This is a genomic window from Paenibacillus sp. FSL R7-0179 (assembly GCF_038002265.1).
Taxonomy (GTDB): Bacteria; Bacillota; Bacilli; order Paenibacillales; family Paenibacillaceae; genus Paenibacillus_AQ.
The window spans coordinates 3,479,489-3,505,498 of the sequence record NZ_JBBOCC010000002.1 but is presented as its reverse complement, the minus strand read 5'-3'; the positions used below and the strand labels follow the sequence as shown (position 1 = coordinate 3,505,498).

Here is a 26,010-nt window from a genome sequence, read left to right as displayed (position 1 = left end):
GGCAGGCACACGGCCTGAATGTATATGAAAGACAGCATACATTGTGTTCACTCGAAGGTAATCTCATCATCCATTAGGATGATTTTGTGCTAAAGCAGATAAGTCTTGAGGATCTTACCCTCTGCGCGGCGCGTAACAGGCTCATTCTTGTGGTAATAATGTCTGTTATGTTATTTTAGCCTTTGAAGATTGTAACTTACATAGTTATTCAAGAAGAGGGGAAGAGAGGAAAGTTATGAACCATTCAGCCCAAACGCCTCCACCTGGCCCAAAACCATTCAATCCCAAAGACGCTATACTAGTCTTTTTCGCTTTCGCCCTGATCAGTGCAGCCGTTCTTTTTGCCCTTGTTATCTACGATGTCTTGACGCTGGAGGACCTCTTATCCTTTGAGAATCCGCTGCAGCTGGCAATGTACTCTGTCCTTCCTACAATCAGTCTGCTGTTGTTCGGGATCATCCTGACCCTGCTTACGCCTGCCAGCTATATTGACGAGACGAACAAGAGCTATCAAAAGTATTCGCTTGCGGCAATCCTTGCCTTCACGTTAGCTGCGGCATTATTTGAAGAACTGCTGTTCCGGGGAATTATTCAAAATGTACTGAACCTCTACCTTCCCGGCCCCTGGACCGCTATTGCATTCACCACCGTGCTGTTTGTGGGAACGCATGTCCAGTATTATACTAAGCCGCTAATGCTGTTGAACATCACCATCCCGAGTCTGGTCTTCGGGTGGGTGTATGTGCAGACGCATAATCTGCTGGTCCCGCTGCTTGTGCATTTTCTGATGAATCTGGGGATTACGCTGTTGTTCAAATATAAGGTGATTTCTATGAGAGGGGAGAAGGGGTAATGGATAATAAACTGATAGGAGTTTGGTCGTTGGACTGTATGTATGGGCCTGGGACTCGATGTCGATTGAGACCTTTCATTGGACGGCGGAAGGCAACAAGTTACACCTTCGGGGGGAGCAGGTCTTGAGTAATTATGAGGCTCCCGAACCTTCTGATCTGAATCTGGAAGGAGTAGAATTTGTGATTGCTCATGAGGATACTCCATCCCGCCAAACTATGCCGGTCTTACGATTTTCTATGCCTGTATGTATGGATCATACGACGTTTGGGCTGCTGGAGAATAAGGTTGCAGAGGACTACTATTCACAACGGTTGAAATTCGTAGAGAACAAGGTGGGGGAGTAGAATGGATTCCCTATCTGTTCGCGCAGAGATCGAAGAATTAATCAAGTCGCTGAAGCTGGACCGGAGCGGGCTACATGAAGTTCGCAAAGATCAGTGGATGCGTATACTGCGTGAAATCGAGGAACGGTTTTTGGTGAAGACCCACTATACACAGGGATTACACTGGGGCTGGAACCGGTTCCAGGAACCCCGGCATAGTGCGAGCTTCACAGACAAAGAATATGCCAAACTAAGAGACATCATCCAAGATGAATCCATCTGGTTCATTGCGGAGGACTGTTATGATAAGCTGTGGCTGTATGAGGGGAAGACGGCGGCAATTCTTCAAGTGATCCCTGAGTTATGCCACCTCAATGAATACTACTTAATCTCCAAAAAACTTCAATGGCTCCTCTGCGAAGACCACCATGACATACTCCACTTGAGCGGCCAGCCGATTATTGACCGATGGAGGAGATATGAAGGGCTGTCCCAAAAGTGATAGCCCCTTTTATTGCGGGAATTATGTATGCCAAAAATAGCATACAATGGGCTCGCTGAAGGCGCGTGGGCTAAATGTATGTGGAAAACAGCATACAATGGGCTCGCTGAAGGCGCGTGGGCTAAATGTATGTGGAAAACAGCATACAATGGGCTCGCTGAAGGCGCGCGGGCTAAATGTATGTGGAAAACAGCATACAATGGACTCGCTGAAGGCGCGCGGGCTAAATGTATGTGGAAAACAGCATACAATGGGCTCGCTGAAGGTGAGTGGGGCCAAATGTATACGGAAAACAGCATAGAATGGGCTCGCTGAAGGCGCGTGGGGCCAAATGTATACGGAAAACAGCATACATTTGCACACACGCAGGCCTGATGCCTGAATCGAGCGTCCCCCTTCCCCCAAGTGCTCACACCGAATCTACTCCAGCATAAAGAGCTATCCCAAGCAGCCGCTTCATGGCTTCTGGGACAGCCCCTTCTTCATGCAGATTACAAATTCCCATCCCGCCAGGCATGGCATTTATCCAAGATTTTTCGTTATGATGATTTTCCCCCGTTTGGTTGGCTCTTCACTTTTGCGATACGCCTGGAGCAGGCCTTGGGCAGTGAAGGGATAAGCCTCATGGATATGAATATTCAATTTTCTCTCTTGCATCTGGCGGAGAATGGATTCAAAATCAGTACGGTTAGCTCTTGCCTGGAAGAAATAGGCGTTAATTCCGCGAACCTTCGGGTATTCATTGAGCGCGAATGCCACCACTGAAATATAGGTTCCGCCATCCTTGATGACCGAGTAGTTCTTCGTTCCGATGTCTCCCGGTAACCCGGTACCGAAAGTGGCGGGGTCCATAGCGGAATCCAACACGAAATCAACAGGCTCTGTGATTTGGGTGGTGAAGTCGGTTTTCGTATAATCGATTACCTCGTCAGCACCGAGTCCTTTGACGAAATCGTGATTATAGTCCCTGGCAGTTGCGATAACATATGCTCCATGTTGCTTGGCCAACTGGACTGCTGCATGTCCGACTCCTCCAGCGCCAGCTTGAATAAGAATACGTTGTCCCGGTTGAAGCTGGCCATGCTCAAACAGCGCTTGCCAGGCTGGCAGGGCGACGGCAGGCGCGGCGCCTGCCTCTTCGAAGGAGACACTCTCAGGAATAACGGCCAGGAGATCTTCCTCCACGGCAACATAGTCCATGTAGGAACCTCGCGGAATCATTCCCATGACACGATCCCCCGGCTTGAAATGCCGGACTTTCACGCCAACCTCTTTAACAATACCAGCTACTTCATTACCAAGAATAAGCGGCAATTGAAATTGATCCGCAAATTTATCGGCCACCGGACCCTCAAGAATTGCACCGCTGCGAAACAGAGCATCTGCGGGATTGATGGATGAGGCGCGCATTTCGACGAGAACCTGTGTGCCGGTGATTGCGGGGACGGGTACTTCCAGTTCTTCCAGCGTTTCGGGAATTCCAAAGCTTGTCAAAGCAATAGCTTTCATAATGATCCTCCTCATAAATTGAACATAAGTATGATTCACAGATTGTTTAAGCAACACCTGTTTGATAAAATAATAATATTGCGTGCTTGAGAGTTCAATCGGCAGAGTTAGAGGAAAGTTGCATAGGCAACACATTATGAATATTGATGTTTAATAAGGAGATATAGGGATGGTAAATCAGGAAGATCCGAGGGTATTGCGCACACGACAGTTAATTCGAACAGCGTTCAGAGATTTGCTGCAAAGAAAAGGCTTTGATGCAATCACCATCAAAGATATTGCTCAGGAAGCAACCATTAACCGGGCCACCTTTTATGCCCATTTCGAAGATAAATATGCTTTGCTGGACGAAGTCACAGAACAGGCTTTTCATGAGAGGATTCCTGAGCAAGTGGCGGATGCAGAGGAATTTACGAACGATATTTGTGACCAGTTAATCATCATGACACACCAATATATCACGGATTTTTATCGGATCTGCAGAATAGATTCCAATCCAATGGCTAAGCTGGTCGATGACAAAATCAAGAAACTGCTGCAGCAAACCATAGAAAGCATTTTTTTGAAAGGCAATACCTACCCTGGAGTGGACATTCATCATATCAAAATCATGGCGGCCATGACCGGTTCAGCCATCTATGGCGCTGCGCATTATTGGTTAAATGCCGATGATAAGAATCGGACCGGAGTGCTTGTAGATATTGCTAGTCCCTATGTAATGAATGGTCTGGGGCTGGTAACCCCATGAACGCTATTAGACACGCACAAGCTCTAATAACCTGGCATCGAGACCCCGGCAAATTTTCAAGAAATGAATGGATACGCGATATCGTTGTTAACTATGGGGAGATCATAGACGGGTTCATGCATGGGGATACCTGGACCGTATTGGTCAGGATTACAAGTCAATTGGAGGATACCTGGGATACGTATGCGGATGTGGCTTTTATTGTGGACGCTGCACCGTGGCATTTGTGGGTACCGGGTTACAGCTTCAACTTGTGGGCAGGCAAGGACGTTGCCACCGTTCACATTTTATAACACTATTTTCATATACTTTACTCATACTTGTGCCACAGAATTCCCGCAATCGCCTGCTAAGATGAAGATACTTTCAAAGAAGAGGTGATTGATTTGATCAAATGGACAAGAAGAGTAATCGCAGTATTAGCAGTAGTAAGTGTAGTGGGCGGCTCCACGAGCGCATTCGCAGCAACGGCGCCTGTAGTAAAGCCAGTGAAAGAAGTGAAGGTGACTGCACCAGCGGTGAAAGCTGCTACCCCAGCCAAGGTAACTCCTGTAAAAGCATCTACTCCTGCCAAAGCAGTAACCTCTGTGAAGAGTACAGCAGCTACTAAGAGTCCGGTCAAGGCTATAACTCCAGCCAAGCACAAAGCAGCAGTTAAGACAGCTGTAACCATTAAACACAAAGCTGCTGCAAAAACAGTCAGAGCCGCCAAACACAAAGCAACAGTAAAGTCAGCAGCCCCACATGCCAAACAAAAAACGGCAGCCAAACCTGTGACACCAAAGAAGAAATAATGCAGTCATTGCAGTCTTCCGCAGCAGCATACTTATAACCACAGAAGGCGGGGCTCGTGAAGAGTCCCGCTTTTGATCTAAATATAAGACTTTATATGTTGCACACGATAAAGTATCCTTCTATTTCTCGCTGAAACGATACCGTCCTTAAAAGGACGGCAAAGCCGTTTCCACTTGATTCACCTAACTAACTCTGATCTCCGTCCTCGGCGTGTCCAAAAATAGCTTCTGACAAATGGTTGTTCTCTATGAACTGTAAGATAAGCTTCGAACTGGTGGCAAAGGATCGGGGTTCACCAAGGATCGTTGAGGAGATTACGCCGACTATTTTATCGCTCGAATCTATGACAGCACTGCCGCTATTTCCAGGCCAGGTCTGTACTTTGAATTCCATGGAGTGCGTGTACACATCGGGTGTTGATGCATTTTTCGATTTGCGGATAACGGCCACATCATCGGCGGTGAATGTTCCGTAGAGCGGTGTCCAGGGGTATCTCTTGGTAGTCACAGTGTCTGAATTTCCTGTTGGCTTGGTAGGATGCCCGATGACCGTCACTTTTTCGTTGGCCGTTGGCACAAGATTGAACTCCTTGAAATAGCTGTCCTGATAGGCATTCGGGATTTTGTTAGCGTCAATCTTCAGCAGCGAGAGGTCTTCCATAAGATCTGTTGCCACTAATGTGCCAAGCAGATACCCGTCCGATTTTTGCGCATAAAAGGTAATTTGGAATCGTAATTTCTTCCCATTATAGCTGGCGGGGGCCACGTGATTGTTAGTGACAATGTATCCTCCTGGTAGCATGAAGCCAGCACCAATGCCAATCTTTGTCTTGGTCCCTTGACCGGACAGTACATACTTGTCTATCATAACGACACGTGTCAGATTCTTATAATCACGATAGGCTTTGGCTTGCTCTGCTTTGGATAATGCGGGGTTGCTGGTGTAAGGCCGGACCGAGATACCGGATTTGGTGGCCGTCACAGATGTAATAGACACTTTGCTGATGGCAGAAGCTGTGGCGATAGGGATGCCCAATGTTAGAACCGCAACAGCCAGTAGGCATGAGAGGAATCTGCTAACCCTGCGAGTCATAATCACTCCCCCTTTAGTTTTATACTATTGAGGAGTGAGACATGTTGTGACGGTCAGTCTGCGGATATGTAAGAACAGAGTTTCACATCTCTTTTCGAAGAAGGGGAAGGCGGGGCTTAAGACGGGTCCTTTCTTTTATCTGCCTATATAACCCTGTATGATAGAGCTAGATTAGGACGGTAAAGGGGTATACATGATGGCCAAAATAGTAGTCGTAGACGACGATCTTTTCATTTTACAGCTGCTCTCTGAATATTTGCGCAAGGAGGGGTATGACGTAACTTCATTCTCGAATGGCCGCACGCTGGTCGAGCATGTCCGCACAGAGCACCCGGATTGCCTGATTCTCGATATTATGATGCCCGGGATTGACGGACTGGCACTGCTCACCGAACTGCGCACCTTCACCGAGCTTCCTATTATTATGATCTCTGCGCGGGGCGAGGAGAGTGACCGGATTCAAGGGCTGGAGCTGGGCTGTAGTGACTTCCTGAGCAAGCCGTTCAATCCGCGTGAGCTGGTGGGCCGGGTGAAGTCTATGCTGCGTCTGGCCAGAGCGGGCAATGCTGCTGCGGAGGAGACCCCGTCAGTGGTGGCAGCGAAGCAAGTCTGCAAGACCGGGAATGTGGAGATTGATGCGGATTACCGGAAAGTGATGGTGAATACAGAGGAAGTAAGCCTAACCTCACGGGAGTTCGACCTGTTACTCTTTCTGGCCTCCCATCTGGAACGGCCCTTCGGGCGTGAGCATCTGATTCAGCAGGTGTGGGAATATGACTTTTTCGGGGATGTCCGGGTCGTAGATGATGTGGTCAAAAGAATCCGCAAAAAGCTCGCCGAGCACCAATCCACGCTGCTAATTGATACGGTGTGGGGCTTCGGATACCGGGCATCCTTGCGGAAGGTGTAGTTATGCGGACCATTCGCGGTAAAATGCTGCTCTCGCTCTGCATTGCCATGCTCATCACTGTAGCAATTACGGTGATGCTGTTCGTGCGTCTGATCGACGACATCCTGATGAACCAGGTGAAGGCTGAGCTACATGGACAGGTAGGGAAGGCACAGAAGCTGCTCAGCGATGGCGACCTCAACAATCTGAGCAGCACGCAGTTCAAGTATGTCGTCAAGGGACTGATGATGAATGCAGATTATATGATTCTGGATGATAATCAGAGGATCGTTGATGCCAGCGATGAGAAGGAGGAAGGGAAGCAACTCCACTATACGCCTACGGGGAAAAATGGAATTGCCCTCCTGCACGGCAGGAAGGTATTATATGCGCAAGAAAAGCTGAGAGGGCTGTCCGATGAAATCTTCATCTATTCGCCGCTGTCCTCGCTTAGAGCCCTGTACGGCTCACTCATGCGAACCACCTTGCTGTCCATCGGAGCCAGCTTTATAGTGATTCTTGCCATTGGGTTATTCGCTGTCTCGCGGGTGGTACGGCCGCTGAACCGGCTGAAGGAAGCCGTTGGACGATATGAGCCTTCCTATGCGCTGGGCAATCCTTTTCCGCAGGGGGACCGGACCGAGATTGGGGAGCTGATGACCACCTTCCAGTCCATGTCGGGGCGCATCCAACGGCATCAGCAGAGCCAGATTGAATTCCTGCAGAATATCTCCCATGAGCTCAAAACCCCCCTGATGTCCATCCACGGCTTCGTGTTCGCTATTCAGGATCAGGTGGTCACGCAGGAGGAGGGGCTTGAGGTCATTACCAACCAATCGCAACGTTTGATTGACATGGTAGACAAGCTGCTCCAGCTCTCCCGGCTGGAAGCCGTTGACGAGCATTGGCCCGCCGCCACCGTTGACCTGCGGACCATGGCTGAAGAAGCCGCTATGCTGCTCATGCCGGAGGCCAACCGGAGGGAACTGAAGCTCACCGTGGAAGGGGAGAGCCTGCAAGTTACGATTCCCGGCGAGCAGCTATTCCGTGTCCTGGTCAATCTATTGCAGAATGCGGTTAGGCATACCATAGATCAGGTGGTTATCCGGGTGGACCCGGAAGCTCCTGGAGCAGCGTGGGCTATCCATATTGAAGATAACGGCCCGGGGCTGGCGGAGGAGGAGCGGGAAGCGGTCTTCGAACGTTTCTACACTGGAGCGAACGGAGTAACAGGCCTTGGCCTGGCCATCTGCCGCCAGATTGCGGCTCGGCTGAACGGGGAGCTGACCTATTCCCGCTCAGAGCTGGGCGGGGCGCGGTTTAGTTTTAGGAAGAAGGTTGGGTAACAGCATTATTTTCATCGGCACTCTTCATACCAATCATCTTCAAGATTTTGAATAGTATCCTGTAAAAGATCTGAAAATGTTGGAGCTATAAAATATACAAAATCAGGGTCATGCACATAAAAGATAACTTGCCCAACAGTACCATGTTCTGTTGGGTCCAAGTCTAACATTAAATACATTGCCCCACCTACAACCTGTGCAAAAGGAAACCAACGCTTGTTAAATAAATAGGGCTTAATACGTGAATCGAGCTTACTAATTTCCTCATCGCTGTAATATTCGCTCATTAAATTATCACGATCGCAGAAAAATTTCTTAGTGTCTCTAATATCATCAAAGGAAAGCAAGGTGAATGGAATAACACTATCTCCATATGAAGTATACAAAAGATTAAGCGGATAACCGCTGCCATCCTTAAGTGCATACAACGCCTTAAAATCTGTTGGTAATAAAATGCTAAAATCTCTTTCGAAGTCGTCAATCTGTTTATCCGTTACTCCAGTTATCTTCTTGTAATCTTCAAAGTACTCAATGTCTTCATCCACAACTTTTTCAGCTAATAAATCCTCTAGTTTTGTATGTAATTCATCGATTTGAGAAATCTTACTCACCTCCAAATAGATTACACCTTAGAATACTAATCGCCGGGCATGTGCCAACCCGTGCCCTCATTCCAAATAACATCCGTATCATCTAGATGCACATGCCAATCTCCATTAGAAATCCTTCTTCTAATATCCGTCAAACAGGTCAACCAATAAAACAGCGCATGGAATGTATCTTCAAAATTGTCTGATAGGGGCAGTTTTGTTGCACCTGCAAAGATTACTGTTGGTTCATCCTGGTCATAGTCATACACATGAAATGTTTCTCCAATATCCTTCATCTCAAAATCCACATTGTATTTATCAATAATGGCCGTAATCTCTTGCTTCTCACTGCCCGTAAGGTTATGATTTCTCGTACAAGTGTAATAAACAGAAATTCCCATGCTACATTCCTCCATTATAAAAAAATAATCACTCAAGAACTTATGTCCTCTTTATTATGCCATATTACCCTATCAACCCAATACCTAACGGACCGGAGAGACCTTATCTCCGCGAAAACACCACTTTTTGCAGCTTAACGGACTCAGGCGACCTTATCGTCTTTCTGCGAGACGTTTCGGAGCTGAAGTGCAAAGGATAAGGCCTGTAGAGTCCGTTACTCGCCCAATTGGCGACTTTCTTCCCAAATAAGAGTACCTCAGTCCGTTACGCTAAGCCAAACGCCCCTGAAGAACACACAATTCTGTTATTCCGATTCCATCCGCAATAACGTCAAGAGATCCTCGCAGATTCCAGGTGTCGTGAATACAACCTCTTCACCATAAAGTTCTACAGGGATGTTATCTGGCACCGCTTGTACATGGCAAGTCAATGCTCCCGCCTCCCGTGCAATCAAACCAGCAGCGGCTACGTCCCACGGTGAGAGACTTTCTGTATGAGCATCTAACCTTCCGGAAGCCACATAACATATGTCTATTGTTGGAGCGGCAAAACGCCTAATGTCACGACAGTTGCTTCTGAGCCGGTTTACTCTTTCGATTGCTGGCTGTACTTGGGCTGGATCATGCGGGAAACCTGTACCAATGACAGCATCTAGTAGTGAAGTGCATTCACGAATTCTTAAAAGCTCACCATTGCAATAGGAGCCTTCTCCTTTAATTCCTATATAGGTACTATTCAAATCTGGGGCATACACGGCTCCTGCCAGTACTACGCCATCAAGGGCAAAAGCTAACGAAATTCCGTAATGCGGCAGGTTCCGGGCAAAATTAACGGTTCCATCTAAAGGGTCAATCACCCAAACCGGACCATCAAAATTGAACTTATCCCAGCTATGTACTCCATCTTCCTCCGAAAGGATTCGATGACCTTGAAATGTAACCTGTATGGCTTCTTGAATAATTCTTTCCGATAGCAAATCAGCCGATGTTACGAGCTCACCTGCATCCTTGTAATTCACTTCAATTTTTTCACGGTTACGCAAATCGGAAATTCTGTCACCTGCTTTGGTTACGGTCTGTTCTGCAAACAACGCTAATTCTCGAAGGTCGAACTTCATTTCGTTCCCATTCCTCCTTGCAGTGCGTAATTTTTTTTCAGACATAGATCATATTCGTGACTCGATATTACATCCCATCTTAAGGTTTTAATTTCGTTTTTTACTGTTTGGAACTAGCATTTCGGGATCAGATGGTCACGCAGGAGGAGGGGGGAGATAATCACCCGTTTCCGGCTAGTTGAACGCTGGCTTCGTTTGGTACACATACAATACGGTGAACCTTGCCGCAGGGGGGAGGTTTTTTACCGAATAGGTACTGCTAAAACAACATGCAACAATCGATTTACTTTAACGTGTTTCGTGATGCATCCGCTTTCCTCTAATAAATCAATGAGCTTGGGGAGTAGAATAGAATCCTCATCACCTTCATGTGGTGTGCTTCCTTCCCCGTCAATCATCAAATCCGCGACGCAGATCCTTCCGTGAGGTTTTAATACCCTGCGCATCTCCTGAATAGAGAGCAGCATTTGGTCGCTCGTCAGATGGTGCAGGGCAAAGCTCGAAACAATAAAATCAAACTTCCCGTCAAGGTACGGCAATGCCAGGAAATTGCCAAGCTTGGTCTCCATCTCAGGAAATTTACGCTGGCACTCCTTTAGCATTTCGTTGGACTGATCCACCCCAGCCATCACCACGCCTTCATGGATCAGTCGGCCGGCTAAATTTCCCGTACCTGTTCCAATATCCAAACCCCTTTCCCCAAGGATGGGCGAGACCCACTTCACGACGATCCGCAGCGCCTCATCATAGTCCCCATATTTCCGTGTGTCCTCTTGAACCAACTGATCGTGAACGCCGGCCAAACGGTCATACCCCCACTTATCCTTCCATGTCCGTTGTTCTCTCAGTCTTCTCGAACCCTCCGCCAGTATGTAAATGTCGTCAAGCGGAAGGGTATGGTCCTGCTTGAGGGTTTCAATCATTTGGTCTGTTGTCTCGATAATCTGCTGCATTTCGACCCATTTGGTGAACATGACGGATCGCTGGAGTTCCAACAAATATCGTAATTGGCTGTTTCCTTTGGCTTCAATATCCAATAGTGCAGTCCTAATATCACTAACTGGCATTCCTAATTCCCGGAGTGCAATGATCGTCTGCAAGCGCCAAATGTCTTCTTCGTCAAACCTCCGGTACTGATTGTCAGCTTGTTTGGAAGGAGCTATGAGCCCTTTTTCTTCGTAAAACCGAATCGCGCGCTGCGATATTTTCAGCATATCAGCGACTTCTTTTATTTTCATGAGACAGACCCCTTTATGTTCTTGACCCTCACTCAACGTCAAGGTTTAGTATAAACCCTAGAAAAGGAGGCTGTCACGATGAAGACGTTAATCAAAGGCGCGACCATCTTAAGCATGGGGAACGAGGAGCCCTATATCGGAGATATTCTCATCGACGGGGACCGCATAGCGGACATTCAGTCCATCATATCCACCGGGGCAGATGTGGTCATTCATGGCGGGGGGATGGCAGCAATGCCTGGGCTAATCAACGCTCACCAACACACACCTATGAGCTTGTTGCGGGGATTTTCCGACGATTTGAAGCTTATGGATTGGTTGAACCAGAAAATGCTCCCTGCTGAAGCGCGAATGACGCCAGAGGATATCTATTGGGGAGCGAAGCTCGCGATGGCGGAGATGATTAAATCGGGTACGACTACCTTCGCCGACATGTACATCCACATGAATGAAATCGCGGCAGCGGTAGAAGAGGTCGGTATGAGGGCTTCTTTAACACGGGGGCTCACCTTTCTCGAAAATGACGGAGGGCGGCGAATGTCGGAGGCGCTTGATCTCGTTCGTCACTGGAGCGGTGCAGCGGAAGGCAGAATTACGACCATGCTAGGTCCGCATTCCCCTTACACTGTTCCTCCGCAGCCCTTTAGAGAGATTATCGATTGGGCGGAGCAGGAGGACATACCGTTACATACTCATTTGGCCGAAACGAAAGAAGAAGTCTTTCAGATTCGGGAAAAGTATAATCAGACCCCAACCGAATATTTATATCACCTCGGTCTATTTGAAAAAGCGCATGTGCTCCTCGCACATAGCGTGCATCTAAATCGCCGTGATATCGGTTATCTGAAGAGTATGCGGGGCGGAGTGTCCCATAATCCAGTGAGCAATCTCAAGCTTGGCTGCGGCATAGCGCCGATCAAGGATATGGCTGACCAAGGGATTACGATAGGCTTAGGCACAGATGGGGCGGGTAGCGCCACCACGTTAGATATGTTCGAGGAGATCCGGGCGGCAACATGGCTGCAAAAGTTGGATTACGGCGACCCTACGAAGCTTCCTGCTCTGGATGCTCTTCGCATGGCGACGGCCGGAAGTGCAGAGTTGCTGCGCATCGCCCATGAGGTGGGCACGCTTGAAATCGGGAAGAAGGCAGATATCATCTTGCTTGATATGAGAAAACCGCACTTGCAGCCTATACACAACATCCATTCACTGCTCGCATACAGCGCTAACGGAGCGGACGTGGACACCACCATCGTTAACGGAAAAGTGTTGATGCAAGGCCGTCAACTGCTCACTATTGATGAAGACGAGTTATTGGAGCAAGTGTCGCTGCGCTCTAAGCGTATCGTTGAAGGCATTTAATTACTATACAGAATGAATAATGATTTTTATGTTTCTGGATAGACTGTAACTACAGAGAATATTTGGGCTTCAGGCCGCTGTTGTCCCCAGATTTCTCTGTTAACCGCTCCGACAGTTTCAAAATTTCACTCCATCACTTCTCACTGTCTTTTTATTTGAAAAAGTTCAATTTGTATAGGTAATAGCTTCTTTTCATGAAGGTCTATTCCCTAAAAATAAAAACAAGTTCATGTGCTTCTTAGCATGAACTTGTTTAGATTGCAGATTATTCTTTTTTTGTAGGATAACGCTTAGGGCTATCAGTCTGCCCCAAGATATAATCGATGCTAACATTATGGAAAGTAGCCAGCGTAATCAATACGGCGCTAGGAACATCCAAATTCCCATTCTCGTATCGGGAATAAGTGGCTTGTGTAATTTTTAAAAGTTCAGCCATTTGTTGTTGTGTCAGATCTTTGTCTTCGCGTAAGCCGCGGATTCTTTCGTACATTGCTCATCACCCAAGCCAAGTTTACGTTATGCGTAAGTTGCATATTGTTATTTATGCGATTTTCGCATAAAAATTATGCATGACTGAGTTTTAGAGTATGAACGTGTTGGTAGGGAGAGGCTATTCATATGAGTTCGCTTCTGTTCCAGTTTAATCATATGCAGGAGGATAACGCGTAGGGGTGGTGGTCTGTCCTAGAATATAGTCAACACTAACATTATGGAAATTAGCTAGCTTAATCAGAACAGCGCTAGGAAGGTCCAAATTCCCATTCTCATAGCGAGAATAGGTGGTTTGTGTAATATGTAATAACTCAGCCATTTGTTGCTGTGTTAGATCTTTATCTTCGCGTAAGTCACGGATCTTTAAATACAATGCTCATCACCCAAGCTAAGTGTACTTTATGCGAAAATTGCATATTATATTTTATGCGGTTTTCGCATAAAATTAATTCATGTTAGGGGGAAAGTCCACAGAAGGAGGTCTGATGATCATTATTTTGGAGGATTTTTATTACGGCAAATTGCGCCCGAATGAATTGAACAATACATGTAATCCTGAGGTACAGAAGATTGATCAGAACATTATTGATTTATTGCAGGTGCTCAAAGAAAGACTACCCGAAGAAGAATTTAAACAAGTGGAGCAACTATATGATTTACAAAGTGACTCAAATTCTTTACAGTCAGCTTTATCTTTTATCCAAGGTTATAAAATAGGTGCGTTAATGATGATTGAGGTGTTTGGTGGGGAGAAGGGAGTTGAATAATACTAGTCATGTAATGATAAGTAAGTAAACCGGAGCGAAGTTAAGCTTCGGTTTTTTTGTGCAGAAACCCAACGGGGTTATTTGAGATAAGCACATTAAATTAATCTTTTAAGTACAAACAAACGTTCTTTAAAATATATACATCAAATGATAGAATAGCTTTATGGTAATTTATTGAATTAATTGATTGGGGGCTAATGTATGCCGTATCCAACCGGGGGCAGGGGAGATAAACTTGGTAACAGGTATGAATATAGATATGCAGTGTACCAAATACTTCAGGTGTTAGATGAAAAGATTGATTATTTAATTCTAGAAGCCCTCGGTGACGATGAGCAAGGCATTGATATATGGGTTGGTTACAAGAATGGGAGTAGAGAAGGCCAACAGTGTAAAGGAAGAAGTGGAAGTAAAGAATATTGGGAGTTTGGCACTGCAAATGCCAAAGGAATCTTTGCAAATTGGAAACTTCAATTAGAAAGAGATGCAACAATTTCGGTATCCCTAGTCTCTCCCTTAGCTTTTACTTTATTAGAGGACTTAATAACTAGGGCAAAGAGTACTAGTAGTTCACCAAAAGACTTTTATCACAGTCGTATTCCTGATGCGAGTAAAGAGGTTAATAATTTTTTCGAAAATTTCTGTAAAGCAATGGGGATAAATCCTAATCTTGATTCCGATCTTAAGAAATGTATAGCATATTTACGGAGAATACATTATCGACAATTTCCAGACACTCAATTAAAGGAAATAATGATATCAAAAATAAGTTTGTTGTTCATTGGAAATGAAGAAGAGATATACGATACTTTAGTGTCTTGGATGGTTGAAGGGACTATGTATGGTAAAGAGATCAATTCATCTGTATTACATAAATTTTTTGAAGAAAGAGGAATAATACTAAAAGAACTTGCAAAGGATACTCGAATTATTCCTAGAATTAAAGAACTAAATAGGGAGTATAGGTCATCTTTTACTCCATTTAAAGGAGAGTTAATAAATAGACAGGAATTCGAAAAATGTAGAGAACAAATAGATTTTGGAAATTCAATATTAATACATGGAAAAGCCGGTTATGGAAAAAGTGGTTGCACTGAAGATATCATTAATTACTGCTTAGAGAATACAATACCATATCTAGCTATAAAGTTAGACAAACGCATTCCAAGTAACAATGCCGAAAAATGGGGAGAAAATTTAGGGTTACCGGCCTCTATTGCTCATTGTATTCATAGTGTTTCCAAAACAGAAAGGTCAGTGGTCATTCTAGACCAATTGGATGCTCTACGTTGGACTCAAGCGCATTCAAGAGATGCCCTGTTGGTATGTAATCAGATAATTAATCAAGTAGAGCAATTAAACCTTGAAAGAAGTAATAAAATATCTATTGTTTTTGTTTGCAGAACATACGACTTGGAAAACGATAATAATATCAAATCATTGTTTTTGAACAGCGATAATAAGAATAAAATTCAGTGGAAAAAGATTAGAATTAATGAATTAAATGAGGAAACAGTTCAAAATATTATTGGCACAGAGTACAGTGGGTTAACAAACAAATTGAAACAAATACTTAAAATACCAAGCAATATTTTTATTTGGAGTAAATTAGACAAAGGGAATATTTACAATGAGTTTTCAACAGCGAATCATTTAATAACTGCTTGGTGGCTACAACTAAAAAGAAATTGCAATCAACTAGGTATTAGTGAAACAGAGGTAAACATAACAAAAGAAAGGTTAGTAAGTCATTTTAATAAAATCGGACGAATTTCAATTCCTCGAATGCTTCTACATGATAATATATCAGTTTTGGATCATTTATCTTCTAACGGTTTTCTGGTAATACAAGACAATAAGATTTCATTTGCTCACCAGTCCATATTAGACTATTTCTTGGTTGAAAAGATGTTAACTGAGTATTATGAAACTGAAGATATATTAGGGGCTATTGGAGGTAAAGAACAGCAGACCCCTGGAAAAAGATATCAGGTGCAGATGCTACTGCAGAATCTTAACGAACAGTGTAGTGAAGATTTTCTTAAAGCAGGTCAAACAATGTTATCTTCTGATCAGGTTAGATATAGTCTTAAATTTGTCTTTTTTGAAATATTAAATCAGTTAGACACTATAGACGAAAATATTCAAACTTATATATTAGAAAATTGTGAAAGTGACTTATACAGTAAGCATATAATAAATAATGTCGTTTACACTAAACCACAATATATTAGACTACTTAGAGATCATGGGTATTTAGATAAATGGTTTAGTGATCCTGAAAAAAAGAATATTGCATTAAAGCTTGTAATCAATCTCTCTCCAAATTATGAAGTCAAAGATGTTGAATTTATAGTAGAACATTTATTTAAATCAGAAGAAGATGATATGGAGTTTTTTCGATGCTTTTCACACAATATAAATTATGATTCAGATGAGATGTTTGAACTTCGTATGGAGTTTTATAACAAATATCCTCAACTGGCTGATACGCATATGGACATTAAGGCAATGCTGAAAAAATGTGAAATGAGAACAATAAGAGTTTTAGCATTTTTATTGAATAATCAACTCAAGCGACAGAGTCAAAGTATATATAGATATGTGGATGAATTCCTAGAAGAAGATTCTGAAATATTTATAAAAAATGGAATGGATGTAATCAACATATTATTGCCGTATATTCCTACGTCAGACGATGGGATGCTAAATTATAGTGATTGGTCTGCTAGAAGTAATTATAGAAGAAGCTTAGAGAGAGCAAGTATTGGAATTATTAAAAAAGCTAATTCAGCAATAATTGCTAATGATCCGGACTTATTTTTAAATCGCTATGATGAATATATGGGGAAAGGCAAAGCAATCTTTAATGAATTGATATTAGATGGAATTTGTAATTTCCCACATACGTATAGTGATTTTATTATTGAATACTTAAGTATTGATTTTGATAATAACGTTTTTGAAAAAACAAGTGGTAATGGTGATGAGTTATTATTAGCCAAAAGGATATTAATCAGACATTCTGAAACATGCAAACAAGAGGTTTTTGGGATGCTAGAAAATAAGGTAATAAGCTACATTTCTCCACGAGCAAAAGATATGTATCGTAGAAGAATTGAATACAATAAAGGAAATAAAGATTATAAAGCTTACTGGAGTTTTTGGGGGGATTTTCAGAGAGATATTTTAGAAGCTCTCCCAAGTAATCGTTTAAGTAATAAAGCCAAGGAATTACTCTTGATTTTGAAACGAAAATCCCTTAATGAATCCTCAATTTACAAATATTCAAATGGACATGTTGGTTCGGTAAATTCCCCTATAGAAGGTAAGAATTTAAATAATAGAACGTGGAGAACTTTATTAACAAATAAAAAGCTAAATGACAAACAGAGAAAACGTTGGACAGAGGTTCCAGGAGGTTTTATCGAAAACTCTCTTTCAACATTTTCAAGTAGTTTTAATGATGCTGTAACTGAAAACCCTACAAGGATGATCAAGTTATTGTTATCTATTCGTGAAGAGGTTTCTGACGCATATATTGACTCACTTTATAATGGTGTTGCACATAGCAGTTACTTGAATAATATTCCTCAAGAATTATTAGAAGAAATGATATTGAAGTATCTATATGATAATGACAATTATAGTAGGGCAAGCTCCTTATGCACGATTATTGAGAAGAGAGATAATATTGCATGGTCCCATGAAATCCTTGATATTATCAAAGATATTGCAATTAATCATAATAATCCAATAATGGGAAAACCTGATGTGACTAATAATGAAGACAAGGGAATGCATACGTTCAACATGTTACAAAGTAACGCATTAAATTGTGTAAGAGGGAGAGCAGCTCAATCAATTGCTCGATTAATTTGGAGGAATTATGGTTTTTTTGAAGAATTAAAAGTCACGCTTGATCAAATGGTATCGGATCAAAATCCAGCAGTAAGGCTTGCAAGCTTCTTTGCATTATGGCCTTCTTTTAATGTAGATAAAAATTGGGCATCTGAAAGAATTATTAGTTTATACAAACAAGATTATCGCTTTGCAGGCTTTCGTGGTACAAAAGATATGTTATTTTTACTATATCCCAAATATCGTCAAGAAGTATTACAACTTATAAACCAGTGCTATACCTCTGATGATCAAGAATTAATAGAGATGGGTGCGCACTGCTTGGCTGAAATGTTTATCCTTAAGAATGAATTTGAAAATGAAATGACAAATGTTGAAGTTATGAGCAAGGTGCAAGCTGAAAATGTATTAGATATGGTTACTATCTATTTTAATAAGGAAAGCTATAATCAACTAGCTAAAGATATTATTCGTAGATTTAAAAAAAGCGATTTAGACCTGGAAATCCCTATCTCAAGGTTGTTTTATGATAATTTGATAGATTTAAGTAGAGATAGGGAATTCTTAATTGAGATAACGAACTCAAATTTTAACAGAAATTTAATGTATGCTTTTGTACAATATTTGGAGGAGGAATCAAAATCAGTTATCGAGTATAAGGACGTTGTCCTATCAATGAGTCGACATTTAATAAATAATCAAACCGATAATCTTCAAGGTTTATGGGGTGTGCAAGATGAATTATCCAAACTAATTATTGGATTATATGATGAAACATCTGGATCTAACAATCCAAATTTAAAAATGATCTCGCGTGAATGCCTGGATATTTGGGATATGATGTTTGAGAAGCAGATAGGGCCGATTCGACAGTTGAGTAGAGAGATGATGGAAAGATAGAGGAAGTCGGACCTTATTATCTTACACTTAATTTGCGGCCAAATCTTTGAGATAAGGAAAGCTTAATTTGAAAGGAGGTCCATACGATGAAACTAGGAGCAACCTTATACATCAAGAATACCACTCAGGCTGTAGCGTTTTATTCAGAAGCCTTCGGACTTACCTTGGGTTACCATGAGAAGTTCCCGGATGGCACATTTATGCATGCGTCTTTACTTAGAGATGGGGAAGAAATATTTGCTGTCAGCGAATCGCGCAATGATAGCTTGGTTAATATGATGCTCTCATCATCACTAGAGAGATCACGCCCAACTATGAGTTATGGGATTAACTTTGAGCGTGAAGAAGAAGTGAAGGAGGCATACGAAATGCTAGCGAAGGGCGGCACGGTGTTAGTTCCGTTAGGCGCCCTTCCCTGGAGCTCCTGCTGTGCTGAAGTTGTCGATAAGTTTGGTGTGTACTGGTATATCACTGTAGATCCTTCTTCTCAATGAAGCTCACCGTATTCCCGTCAGGATCAAGGAACCAGAAAGAATAGGCACCCCACGGTCTGCGCTCAGGTGGAGAAGTAATGTCGATCCCGGGGATGGCTTGCTTTAAGCGGTCATATTCAACCAAGATATCATGGACGTAGAACATTAGAGACATATTTTTGTCATTGACCACGTTCACTTGGCCCGGATTGTAGACCGCAAGCTGGGCGCTGTCGAATCCGTAATGCGTTCCTTCCACAACCGGAGACTCCTTGAGCACAATTTCATAAAATTCAGCCAGGCGCGGCGCATTGTCAGTGAGGATGCAGACTCCACAAAGCTTCATACCTATACCTTCTTCCTTTTTTTGCGTTTGTTTTAATTTTCTGAATAGCGTGCCTGAAGCTTGTGTTTATGCGCTATCAGGATATTTTCAAGCGATATATCATATTTATTCGCGATGACAATGAGATTTCCTAGAACATCTCCAAGTTCTTCTGTTAATTCAGCTTTATTCTCTTGAAATGTGCCTGCAACCTCGTCTGGACGATCCCTGCCAATCTCTAATGCACGAATTGCGCGGGCGACTTCCCCAGTTTCTTCAGCAAGAAATCCAATACGAACAAAAATATCTAAGTCCGACCAGTTCCGATTCTTGTAATATTCCTTAACCCATTGTTGAAATTCAGTGATATCCATGTTTCCCTCCGGTATAAGAAGATTGATCGACTCAAAAACTCGAATATAATAATACCATAATTACGCTCATTGTTCTTTGGCATCGGTGTTAGCTGTTATCCTTCAACTACTTCGTCCGCCCCAAGAAAAACGAATACCGGTCCGCCATCCCCAGCTCTGTAGTCTCTATACCATCCATAAGCTGTAATGCTCTTAATAAAGACCCGACTTGTTCGTGCATCAGGTTCACATCGAATTTATCCATTTCTCTGTCTGCGCTATCTACCAGGAGATAGTCTGGGATGGGGATCAGTCCAATCATTGGAATCCCGGCATTGAACAGGGGCTGACTCTCACCGAATTGGAAGTTATTATGTCCGCGCAGCATAACGGTCCGGGTGTTCTTTCTATCTTCAACAGCTTTCATCCAAATGGCTTCCATGATCTCATTTCCTGCGTAGGTGAATTCTGTGCTTATTGCTCCAGTCGGTCCATATTGTCTGGAAGCATTGTCTTTCCATTCCAAGCCGCCCAGATGCTCCACAGTGAGTCCAGCCACAGCCTTCAGGTGTCCATCTTTACCATCCCACAGCTCAGGATGAGCCTGCAGCCAGGTTGAGGTTGCCTGCGAGGTACCTTTGAATTCGGGCAATCTGAAGTGGCCTGTTACAAAGGGGAAGATCAGAGTCCGTTCGGGTTGCTCCTGCTGCTGCAGGTAACGAATCATAGAGAGCATGCCAATCGCACCGTTTTCCTCTACCACATTCACACCGTCGGTATGCGTATTTACAATGACCGATTCCTTTTTATTCTTTCCTTCAATTGTTACATAAAAAGATTCGGTTGGCGCATGTTCCTGTTTTTCTGCCTCTAAAATCACTGTGCCCGCCTTATGGGCCTTAGCTGCATTGATCACCTTGGGTCCTTCAGTTTTATTGACCCAGACTGCCGGAATTCCGAAGTAATGCTCAGTGAAGGGGAGGTATTGCTTTTCAGCCTTGTCATCTGAAACGCCATCCCAGACGATAATGACTGCTTTGGCGCCCTGTTCCTTAGCTTCATCCAATTTAGCATGCTTCAAAGCTGTGGTAAGGACCAGATCGCCTTCATCCGAAGGAATACCGCCCGGCGCCCCAAGTTTTTCGCGGATATTCATCACAAGTGCCATAGGGAATTTCTTAAAGTTCTTGATTTCAACGACGGCTATTTTATCCTTGGCTTCCTCATACTCACCAGGTTTGGTGTAGACGAACTCTCCGGTAACTCCATTGCTATCTGTCTCGCCAGAGTAAGGAAACGCAGAGGATACATGAATATCCTCGTTATCGATGGTCACAGAGCTGCGCTTCTCTTCCCAACGGTCAAACGTATACTTATCACGGTACACAGTAAGCCCCATATCCGTCACCTGCTGCTGTAGCCATGTAATGAACTGATTGTGACCATCAGAACCCGTTGTACGGCTGCCAAAAGAATTCATTTTTCTGATATTTTCGAGCATGGTGGTTGGAGGATCAAGCTGGTCACGGTTAATTTCAGCAGTCAATTCAGCAGGCAGAGTAACGGACCCCGTAATAGGCTGAACATATAGGTTAACGATCCAAATCACACTGGTAATTAAAGCGACAATACCGTAGAACACTCTCCGAACCACTAGAAAGACCTTCCCGCTCTTACGCACTTCACCAGCAAAAAACACATTCCATACCCCTGCTACTAGTAGCATTAAAATACCAAGTGCAAATATCCAAAACTCATTAGTTACTAATAGTAAAATCTCCGCTGCCAGTGCAGCTGCATAGACCCAAAACAGTTTAGTTCTTTTCTTGAGGAGAAAAGTATGGATACCTAATTGTGCCAATAGCACGATTATTGCCAGTACAGCGAATAACATTTCTTTCCCGAAGAATACAGAAGCACCAAGCGCCAGAATCAGGAATAGAATCCCCGACAGTTCTCCATATAATTTATTTCTCATCATTTACCTCTTTCGTTCGAAGCATATTTGCCCGTTTTTTAAAAATATAAGAATCTATATGTTCCACACAATAACTTATCCTTATATTTCTCGCTGAAACGATGCCGTCCTTAAAAGGACGGCGAAGCCGTTTCCACTTGGTGTACCATTAACTATATTTCACTATAAGGGTTGAACTATACTGCAAGGTCAAGTTGAACAAATTTGCCTGGACCAAAGTCGGGGAGAATAACGGTCTCGTTGGAATCACCCATTGCGCAGGGAACGGCTGCTGCAAGGCGTCTTACTAGATAAGCACATAATGAACCAGATGACCCAACTTGAAGGAGCATAACCATGAAGAGAACAACGCGGAGAACAGAAATACTGCTAAAAGGCATTGCGATGCTGCTGATTGTAGTCATTGCTGCGGCTGCATGCTGGCATGAGCTTGGAACTCTTTTGGCCGCAGGGAAGATTGACAGTGAGTCCGGCATGGTGCAGAGCATCATGGACAAGACAGCGACCCCAGGTGTAGCGATCTTGTCCGCCAGAGGTGGTAAGACCGATTTCCAAACCTACGGCTATGCCGATAAGGAGAAGCGAAGGCCAGTTACAGCGGAGTCGCTTTTTGAACTAGGCTCAACGACCAAGGCATTTACAGCGCTGGCTGTGATTATGCTACAGGATCAAGGGGACTTGGCTTTTACCGATGATGTCTCGCATTATCTGCCAGAGTTTGCTCCAACCTATAAAGGGGAGAAGGCCAAGATCTCAATTAACCAGCTACTTGCACATACTAGCGGAATACCATCGTGGAGCATTCGCCTGATCCCTGAAGGTTCAGGGAAGGAGCAGCTTACAGCGACCATACATAAGATGTCCAGCCTAACGCTGGATACCCAGCCGGGAAGTGCCTATCAGTACGCAACAGTGAATTACGATATTCTGGCAGCGGTTATTGAACAAGTTACAGGGATGAGCTATCAGAATTATGTGACGGAGTACATCCTGAAGCCGCTGGGGATGAACGACAGCTATTTCTCTACAGGGCGGGAACGGAAGCCGGAGCAGCTTACACAGGGGTATCGGGTGTTTTTTGGCAAAAGCAGGGCTTACGATGCTCCCAGATACTACGGAAATATAGCCGCAGGGTATCTGGTGACGAGTCTGAACGATTTGCAGCACTGGGTCAATGCCCAACTGGGAAACAGCAAGATCCCGGATGATCTGCAGAAGGCCATTAAGCAATCGCATGAGCCTGACCTCCGTACAGCGGGGCATGAAAGTGAGAATCTATTCTATGCCTTCGGCTGGAGCCACGACCGGGAGACGCGGGTAATCCGTCATAGCGGAAGCAACCCGAATTATTCCTCCCAGGTAATCATCGATCTGCAGCGGAAGGAGGGGGTATTCGTACTGGCAAATCTGAACTCTACCGCACCCACGCTCATTGCCCAGAATATCTTTGACCAGATGCAAGGGCAGCCGATGAAGACCTTCAAGTATGACGACACCTATATCCTAATGGACGGAGTAGCTTCGTTGTTAGTTGTGTTCACTGTGATCGGGATTGCGTTTAAGCTCATCCGGCTGGCGGGAGGGAGAAGCACATACCCCCTGGAGGAGAAGGGAATTCGCCGTCAAAAAATGAAGGTATGTATTACGCTGCTTATCAGAGCACTGTTGCTACTATTTGTACTGGGCTGGCCTTTTTTGGTAAATTATAATTATACTATGATTAGTGTATGGATGTCCTATTCCGTATTGCTGTGGATGGGGCTGGCTTCGCTTAGCTGCGTATTGTCCATGATTCTGGCAGGCAGACGTTGGCGGTGACTATAACAAAGGGGATGATCCTTATTAATCGCTGTAAAAAAATAATATCGAGTATGCTTTTAGGTTCCTTACTTGTAGCATTTACCGGCTGTGATAGTAGTCCTAAGAATAGCGTTACCATTCTTGGCGGAAAAGAGAATATTAAATATGCGACTCTAAACAGTGATCAAAAAGCATCTTTATCCGATCAGGCAGCGTCACCGTTTTCCTTTGCATTCGAGAAAGAGAATCCTTCAGACATTCCATATTTGAAAAATGGCAAAGAGATTTCAATTGATTTTGGAGCGAATCCGCCAGACACACTTTCTATAAGCGATGGATTACTTGATGCGAATGGAGATTATTTATATACATCCAAAGAAATCACCGATGTTCCCTATGTAACTAAGAAAGGTGTGTATAGCTTCAATTTAGATACGCACATCGCTTCTTACTTAAGCTCTCACTATGAACAAGATAAAAAGGAATTTAGAGGGTTTATCATCAATGCAACATGGGAGAAGCAGGAGAAGAAATATGCTTTTGCGGTCCAATCAAACGCTCTCTGAACGGAGGAGATCCCATGATCTACATCACTGGCGACATTCACGGCTCCATCAGTGTGGCCAGCCGGTTCAACTCTAAGAACTTCCCTGAGGGCAGGGCGCTGACGAAGCAGGATTACGTTATTATCGTTGGGGACTTTGGCTTGTTGTGGGCAGATGATGCGGAGGATCGCTTTTGGCTAAAATGGCTGACTGAGAAACCATGGACCACCCTGTTCATTGACGGGAATCATGAGAACTTTGATCTGCTCGAAGCCTATCCGGTCTCCGAATGGAATGGGGGTCAAGTACATCACATTACTCCCAGTATCATTCATCTAATGCGCGGGCAAGTTTTTGAGATCGAAGGGAAGAGCTTTTTTGCCTTTGGCGGAGCGGCTTCACATGACAAGGAGTATAGGAAGGCTGGCGTGTCCTGGTGGGAACGCGAAATGCCAAGCCCGGAGGAGTACCAGGAAGGCATCCGCAATCTGGACAAGAACCAGTGGAAGGTTGACTATGTATTGACCCACACCTGCTCCTATGATGCGCTTCAGTGGATCAAAGAGCGTTATCGTACGAATGTGGAAGCAGATCCCATGCATACGTATTTCAACGAAATTAAGCTCAGACTGGATTATGGAAAATGGTACTTTGGGCATTATCATCATAATGCAGAGCTGCCGGATGAGCAGATGCTACTATATGAGGAGAGGGTAAGGATTGTGTAGAGGAAGAAGATAACGATAGAGATGAATTCTTATAACACGTTTCTATGTGGCCCGTGACTTTCTGACTTTGATGCTATGATCGATCATATAATTAATAACTTTATCGCTCACATTGAATTTATCCAATACAGGCCGCCCGTGTTTAACGTTTTCGTGGTGCTGATCAATCTCTCTTTTTAAATCTAACATTTTAGCTCGTAATGATTCTTTGCCGCCGTAGTCGCGGCTTTGGTAATCAGAAGCGCCTACCTTAAGCTCTTTCCAGTGCATATTATCCAGCCAGACAAGCAATAGCCCGCCCACCAAGACTGCATGGGAAGAGAAGGTGCGTTCCACTGAAAGCCCTGCTTCATCAGCCATACGCTTAACAGCCCTGTAAACATATCTTAATTTATTCTTATCTGTTTCCTCTTCAATCATAATGGGGCCAAATACCTCTAACATCCCAGCCTCAAGGACGACCCACTGCGTTCCAAACTTTCGGGCGGTGCCCTCCGGGAAGTCCTTGATTTTGCGTCGTACGCTTGAAGCGCTTAAATCCCACTTCTGTGCCGCTTCGGATAATGTCAGGATGGTTTCATCGTTAAGATTGAGTTCGTTCATACATACACTGCTCCTTTCCAGAAAATTATGAAAGAGATGATGATACTCTATGACAAAGACAAAGCTTACAGAAATACTACATAAACGAAACATTCAATATACTGAGGTTGGTAAATGGGGGACGTACCTTAGAGGCGTGTGGGAGAAGGAGTTTGCTGAGAGAATAAGCAGCGAAGCGAAAAGGAAAATATATTTGCATGACTTTTTATGGCATCTGTTCAGCTACAAAATAGTGGAGGCATTCGAGAAGGACCATGCCAATAATGCACTTAACAACGAATCGAAGAATCGGTGTATTTGTATTTTACCAACATTCTGATTATGCATTAACTATAGAGAATGCAAAGAACATTGTGGCTGAAGACTTTAATAATTATCTTGTCATATTGTATTCCATCAAGTTCAGTTCCCTAT

The 26,010-nt window shown here is 43.8% G+C and carries 28 protein-coding genes; 16 read left to right on the top strand and 12 right to left on the bottom strand.

Translation table 11 applies throughout. The features are described 5' to 3' along the window. Window positions 1-235: 235 nt before the first annotated feature. The 3 genes from MKX63_RS31735 to MKX63_RS31725 all read left to right on the top strand — a co-directional run bounded on the left by MKX63_RS31735 (window position 236) and on the right by MKX63_RS31725 (window position 1,680). Window positions 236-853, top strand: coding sequence for a CPBP family intramembrane glutamic endopeptidase (locus MKX63_RS31735; protein WP_341022859.1), 618 nt, complete (start codon window positions 236-238; stop codon window positions 851-853). Window positions 854-977: 124 nt separating this feature from the next. Then, window positions 978-1,199 carry a hypothetical protein gene (locus MKX63_RS31730; RefSeq protein ID WP_341022857.1) on the top strand — a complete coding sequence of 74 codons (222 nt, stop codon included), beginning with the start codon at window positions 978-980 and terminating at the stop codon, window positions 1,197-1,199. A 1-nt stretch (window position 1,200) separates the two neighbouring features. Continuing rightward, window positions 1,201-1,680 carry a DUF6756 family protein gene (locus MKX63_RS31725; RefSeq protein ID WP_341022855.1) on the top strand — a complete coding sequence of 160 codons (480 nt, stop codon included), beginning with the start codon at window positions 1,201-1,203 and terminating at the stop codon, window positions 1,678-1,680. Between the two features lie 522 nt (window positions 1,681-2,202). Here the strand turns inward: MKX63_RS31725 and MKX63_RS31720 are convergent. Then, window positions 2,203-3,189: an NADP-dependent oxidoreductase gene (locus tag MKX63_RS31720; protein ID WP_341022854.1), complete on the bottom strand. Its 987-nt coding sequence runs from the start codon at window positions 3,187-3,189 to the stop codon at window positions 2,203-2,205. A 169-nt stretch (window positions 3,190-3,358) separates the two neighbouring features. Here MKX63_RS31720 and MKX63_RS31715 point away from each other — a divergent pair, with 169 nt between their 5' ends. The 3 genes from MKX63_RS31715 (at window position 3,359) to MKX63_RS31705 (ending at window position 4,731) form a co-directional block, all read left to right on the top strand. After that, window positions 3,359-3,937: a TetR/AcrR family transcriptional regulator gene (locus tag MKX63_RS31715; RefSeq protein WP_341022853.1), complete on the top strand. Its 579-nt coding sequence runs from the start codon at window positions 3,359-3,361 to the stop codon at window positions 3,935-3,937. Beyond that, window positions 3,934-4,230 carry a hypothetical protein gene (locus MKX63_RS31710; protein WP_341022851.1) on the top strand — a complete coding sequence of 99 codons (297 nt, stop codon included), beginning with the start codon at window positions 3,934-3,936 and terminating at the stop codon, window positions 4,228-4,230. The genes MKX63_RS31715 and MKX63_RS31710 overlap by 4 nt, the downstream gene beginning before the upstream one ends. Before the next feature lie 93 nt (window positions 4,231-4,323). Further along, window positions 4,324-4,731 (top strand): hypothetical protein, encoded by a 408-nt coding sequence (locus MKX63_RS31705; protein ID WP_341022849.1) that lies wholly within the window; start codon window positions 4,324-4,326, stop codon window positions 4,729-4,731. Window positions 4,732-4,918: 187 nt separating this feature from the next. Here the strand turns inward: MKX63_RS31705 and MKX63_RS31700 are convergent, their stop codons facing one another. Then, on the bottom strand, window positions 4,919-5,728 hold the full coding sequence (locus MKX63_RS31700) for a serine protease (protein ID WP_341022848.1): 810 nt from the start codon (window positions 5,726-5,728) through the stop codon (window positions 4,919-4,921). A 292-nt stretch (window positions 5,729-6,020) separates the two neighbouring features. Here MKX63_RS31700 and MKX63_RS31695 point away from each other — a divergent pair, with 292 nt between their 5' ends. Both MKX63_RS31695 and MKX63_RS31690 read left to right on the top strand, forming a co-directional pair. After that, window positions 6,021-6,734, top strand: a complete 714-nt coding sequence (locus MKX63_RS31695; RefSeq protein ID WP_341022845.1) for a response regulator transcription factor — start codon at window positions 6,021-6,023, stop codon at window positions 6,732-6,734. Window positions 6,735-6,736: 2 nt separating this feature from the next. Beyond that, the gene (locus tag MKX63_RS31690; protein ID WP_341022843.1) at window positions 6,737-8,059 is read left to right on the top strand and encodes a sensor histidine kinase; all 1,323 of its coding nucleotides are present in this window, start codon (window positions 6,737-6,739) and stop codon (window positions 8,057-8,059) included. An 11-nt stretch (window positions 8,060-8,070) separates the two neighbouring features. On the opposite strand, the gene MKX63_RS31685 is transcribed toward MKX63_RS31690, so the two are convergent. The 4 genes from MKX63_RS31685 to MKX63_RS31670 all read right to left on the bottom strand — a co-directional run bounded on the left by MKX63_RS31685 (window position 8,071) and on the right by MKX63_RS31670 (window position 11,406). Next, window positions 8,071-8,670: an SMI1/KNR4 family protein gene (locus tag MKX63_RS31685; protein WP_341023385.1), complete on the bottom strand. Its 600-nt coding sequence runs from the start codon at window positions 8,668-8,670 to the stop codon at window positions 8,071-8,073. Window positions 8,671-8,696: 26 nt separating this feature from the next. Continuing rightward, window positions 8,697-9,050, bottom strand: a complete 354-nt coding sequence (locus MKX63_RS31680; RefSeq protein ID WP_341022841.1) for a hypothetical protein — start codon at window positions 9,048-9,050, stop codon at window positions 8,697-8,699. A gap of 305 nt (window positions 9,051-9,355) precedes the next feature. Beyond that, complete coding sequence (locus tag MKX63_RS31675; protein WP_341022838.1) at window positions 9,356-10,213, bottom strand: inositol monophosphatase family protein; 858 nt, start codon at window positions 10,211-10,213, stop codon at window positions 9,356-9,358. 197 nt (window positions 10,214-10,410) lie between these two features. Continuing rightward, window positions 10,411-11,406, bottom strand: coding sequence for a MerR family transcriptional regulator (locus MKX63_RS31670; RefSeq protein ID WP_341022836.1), 996 nt, complete (start codon window positions 11,404-11,406; stop codon window positions 10,411-10,413). A gap of 78 nt (window positions 11,407-11,484) precedes the next feature. Between MKX63_RS31670 and MKX63_RS31665 the strand changes: the two genes are divergently transcribed. Further along, window positions 11,485-12,771, top strand: coding sequence for an amidohydrolase (locus MKX63_RS31665; protein WP_341022834.1), 1,287 nt, complete (start codon window positions 11,485-11,487; stop codon window positions 12,769-12,771). A gap of 265 nt (window positions 12,772-13,036) precedes the next feature. On the opposite strand, the gene MKX63_RS31660 is transcribed toward MKX63_RS31665, so the two are convergent. After that, window positions 13,037-13,261, bottom strand: a complete 225-nt coding sequence (locus tag MKX63_RS31660) for a helix-turn-helix domain-containing protein (RefSeq protein ID WP_341022832.1) — start codon at window positions 13,259-13,261, stop codon at window positions 13,037-13,039. 150 nt (window positions 13,262-13,411) lie between these two features. Next, a complete protein-coding gene (locus tag MKX63_RS31655; RefSeq protein WP_076083328.1) occupies window positions 13,412-13,636 on the bottom strand; it encodes a helix-turn-helix domain-containing protein in 225 nt (74 codons plus the stop codon). A gap of 112 nt (window positions 13,637-13,748) precedes the next feature. On the opposite strand from MKX63_RS31655, the gene MKX63_RS31650 reads away from it, so the two are divergent. From MKX63_RS31650 to MKX63_RS31640, 3 genes are all read left to right on the top strand, one after another. Further along, complete coding sequence (locus tag MKX63_RS31650; RefSeq protein WP_341022830.1) at window positions 13,749-14,030, top strand: DUF6809 family protein; 282 nt, start codon at window positions 13,749-13,751, stop codon at window positions 14,028-14,030. 201 nt (window positions 14,031-14,231) lie between these two features. After that, window positions 14,232-18,791 (top strand): hypothetical protein, encoded by a 4,560-nt coding sequence (locus MKX63_RS31645; RefSeq protein ID WP_341022828.1) that lies wholly within the window; start codon window positions 14,232-14,234, stop codon window positions 18,789-18,791. Between the two features lie 86 nt (window positions 18,792-18,877). After that, window positions 18,878-19,285, top strand: coding sequence for a VOC family protein (locus tag MKX63_RS31640; RefSeq protein WP_341022826.1), 408 nt, complete (start codon window positions 18,878-18,880; stop codon window positions 19,283-19,285). Here MKX63_RS31640 and MKX63_RS31635 read toward each other — a convergent pair. The 3 genes from MKX63_RS31635 to MKX63_RS31625 form a co-directional block, all read right to left on the bottom strand. Then, complete coding sequence (locus tag MKX63_RS31635; RefSeq protein ID WP_341022824.1) at window positions 19,260-19,610, bottom strand: VOC family protein; 351 nt, start codon at window positions 19,608-19,610, stop codon at window positions 19,260-19,262. The two genes, MKX63_RS31640 and MKX63_RS31635, sit on opposite strands and share 26 nt — an antisense overlap. A gap of 32 nt (window positions 19,611-19,642) precedes the next feature. Further along, on the bottom strand, window positions 19,643-19,963 hold the full coding sequence (locus MKX63_RS31630; RefSeq protein WP_341022821.1) for a MazG-like family protein: 321 nt from the start codon (window positions 19,961-19,963) through the stop codon (window positions 19,643-19,645). 106 nt (window positions 19,964-20,069) lie between these two features. Continuing rightward, entirely contained in the window at window positions 20,070-21,920 is a 1,851-nt protein-coding gene (locus MKX63_RS31625) for a M28 family metallopeptidase (RefSeq protein WP_341022819.1), read from the bottom strand. Between the two features lie 336 nt (window positions 21,921-22,256). On the opposite strand from MKX63_RS31625, the gene MKX63_RS31620 reads away from it, so the two are divergent. Genes MKX63_RS31620 through MKX63_RS31610 form a run of 3 tightly spaced genes read left to right on the top strand, consistent with a single transcriptional unit; the run spans window position 22,257 to window position 24,993 of the window. Further along, on the top strand, window positions 22,257-23,738 hold the full coding sequence (locus MKX63_RS31620) for a serine hydrolase domain-containing protein (protein ID WP_341022815.1): 1,482 nt from the start codon (window positions 22,257-22,259) through the stop codon (window positions 23,736-23,738). Between the two features lie 14 nt (window positions 23,739-23,752). After that, window positions 23,753-24,286 carry a hypothetical protein gene (locus MKX63_RS31615; RefSeq protein ID WP_341022812.1) on the top strand — a complete coding sequence of 178 codons (534 nt, stop codon included), beginning with the start codon at window positions 23,753-23,755 and terminating at the stop codon, window positions 24,284-24,286. Between the two features lie 14 nt (window positions 24,287-24,300). Then, complete coding sequence (locus MKX63_RS31610; RefSeq protein WP_341022810.1) at window positions 24,301-24,993, top strand: metallophosphoesterase family protein; 693 nt, start codon at window positions 24,301-24,303, stop codon at window positions 24,991-24,993. A 42-nt stretch (window positions 24,994-25,035) separates the two neighbouring features. On the opposite strand, the gene MKX63_RS31605 is transcribed toward MKX63_RS31610, so the two are convergent. Then, window positions 25,036-25,596, bottom strand: a complete 561-nt coding sequence (locus tag MKX63_RS31605) for a helix-turn-helix domain-containing protein (protein ID WP_341022808.1) — start codon at window positions 25,594-25,596, stop codon at window positions 25,036-25,038. A 49-nt stretch (window positions 25,597-25,645) separates the two neighbouring features. On the opposite strand from MKX63_RS31605, the gene MKX63_RS32635 reads away from it, so the two are divergent. Beyond that, the gene (locus MKX63_RS32635; protein ID WP_445321780.1) at window positions 25,646-25,915 is read left to right on the top strand and encodes a DUF4275 family protein; all 270 of its coding nucleotides are present in this window, start codon (window positions 25,646-25,648) and stop codon (window positions 25,913-25,915) included. Window positions 25,916-26,010 lie beyond the last annotated feature (95 nt).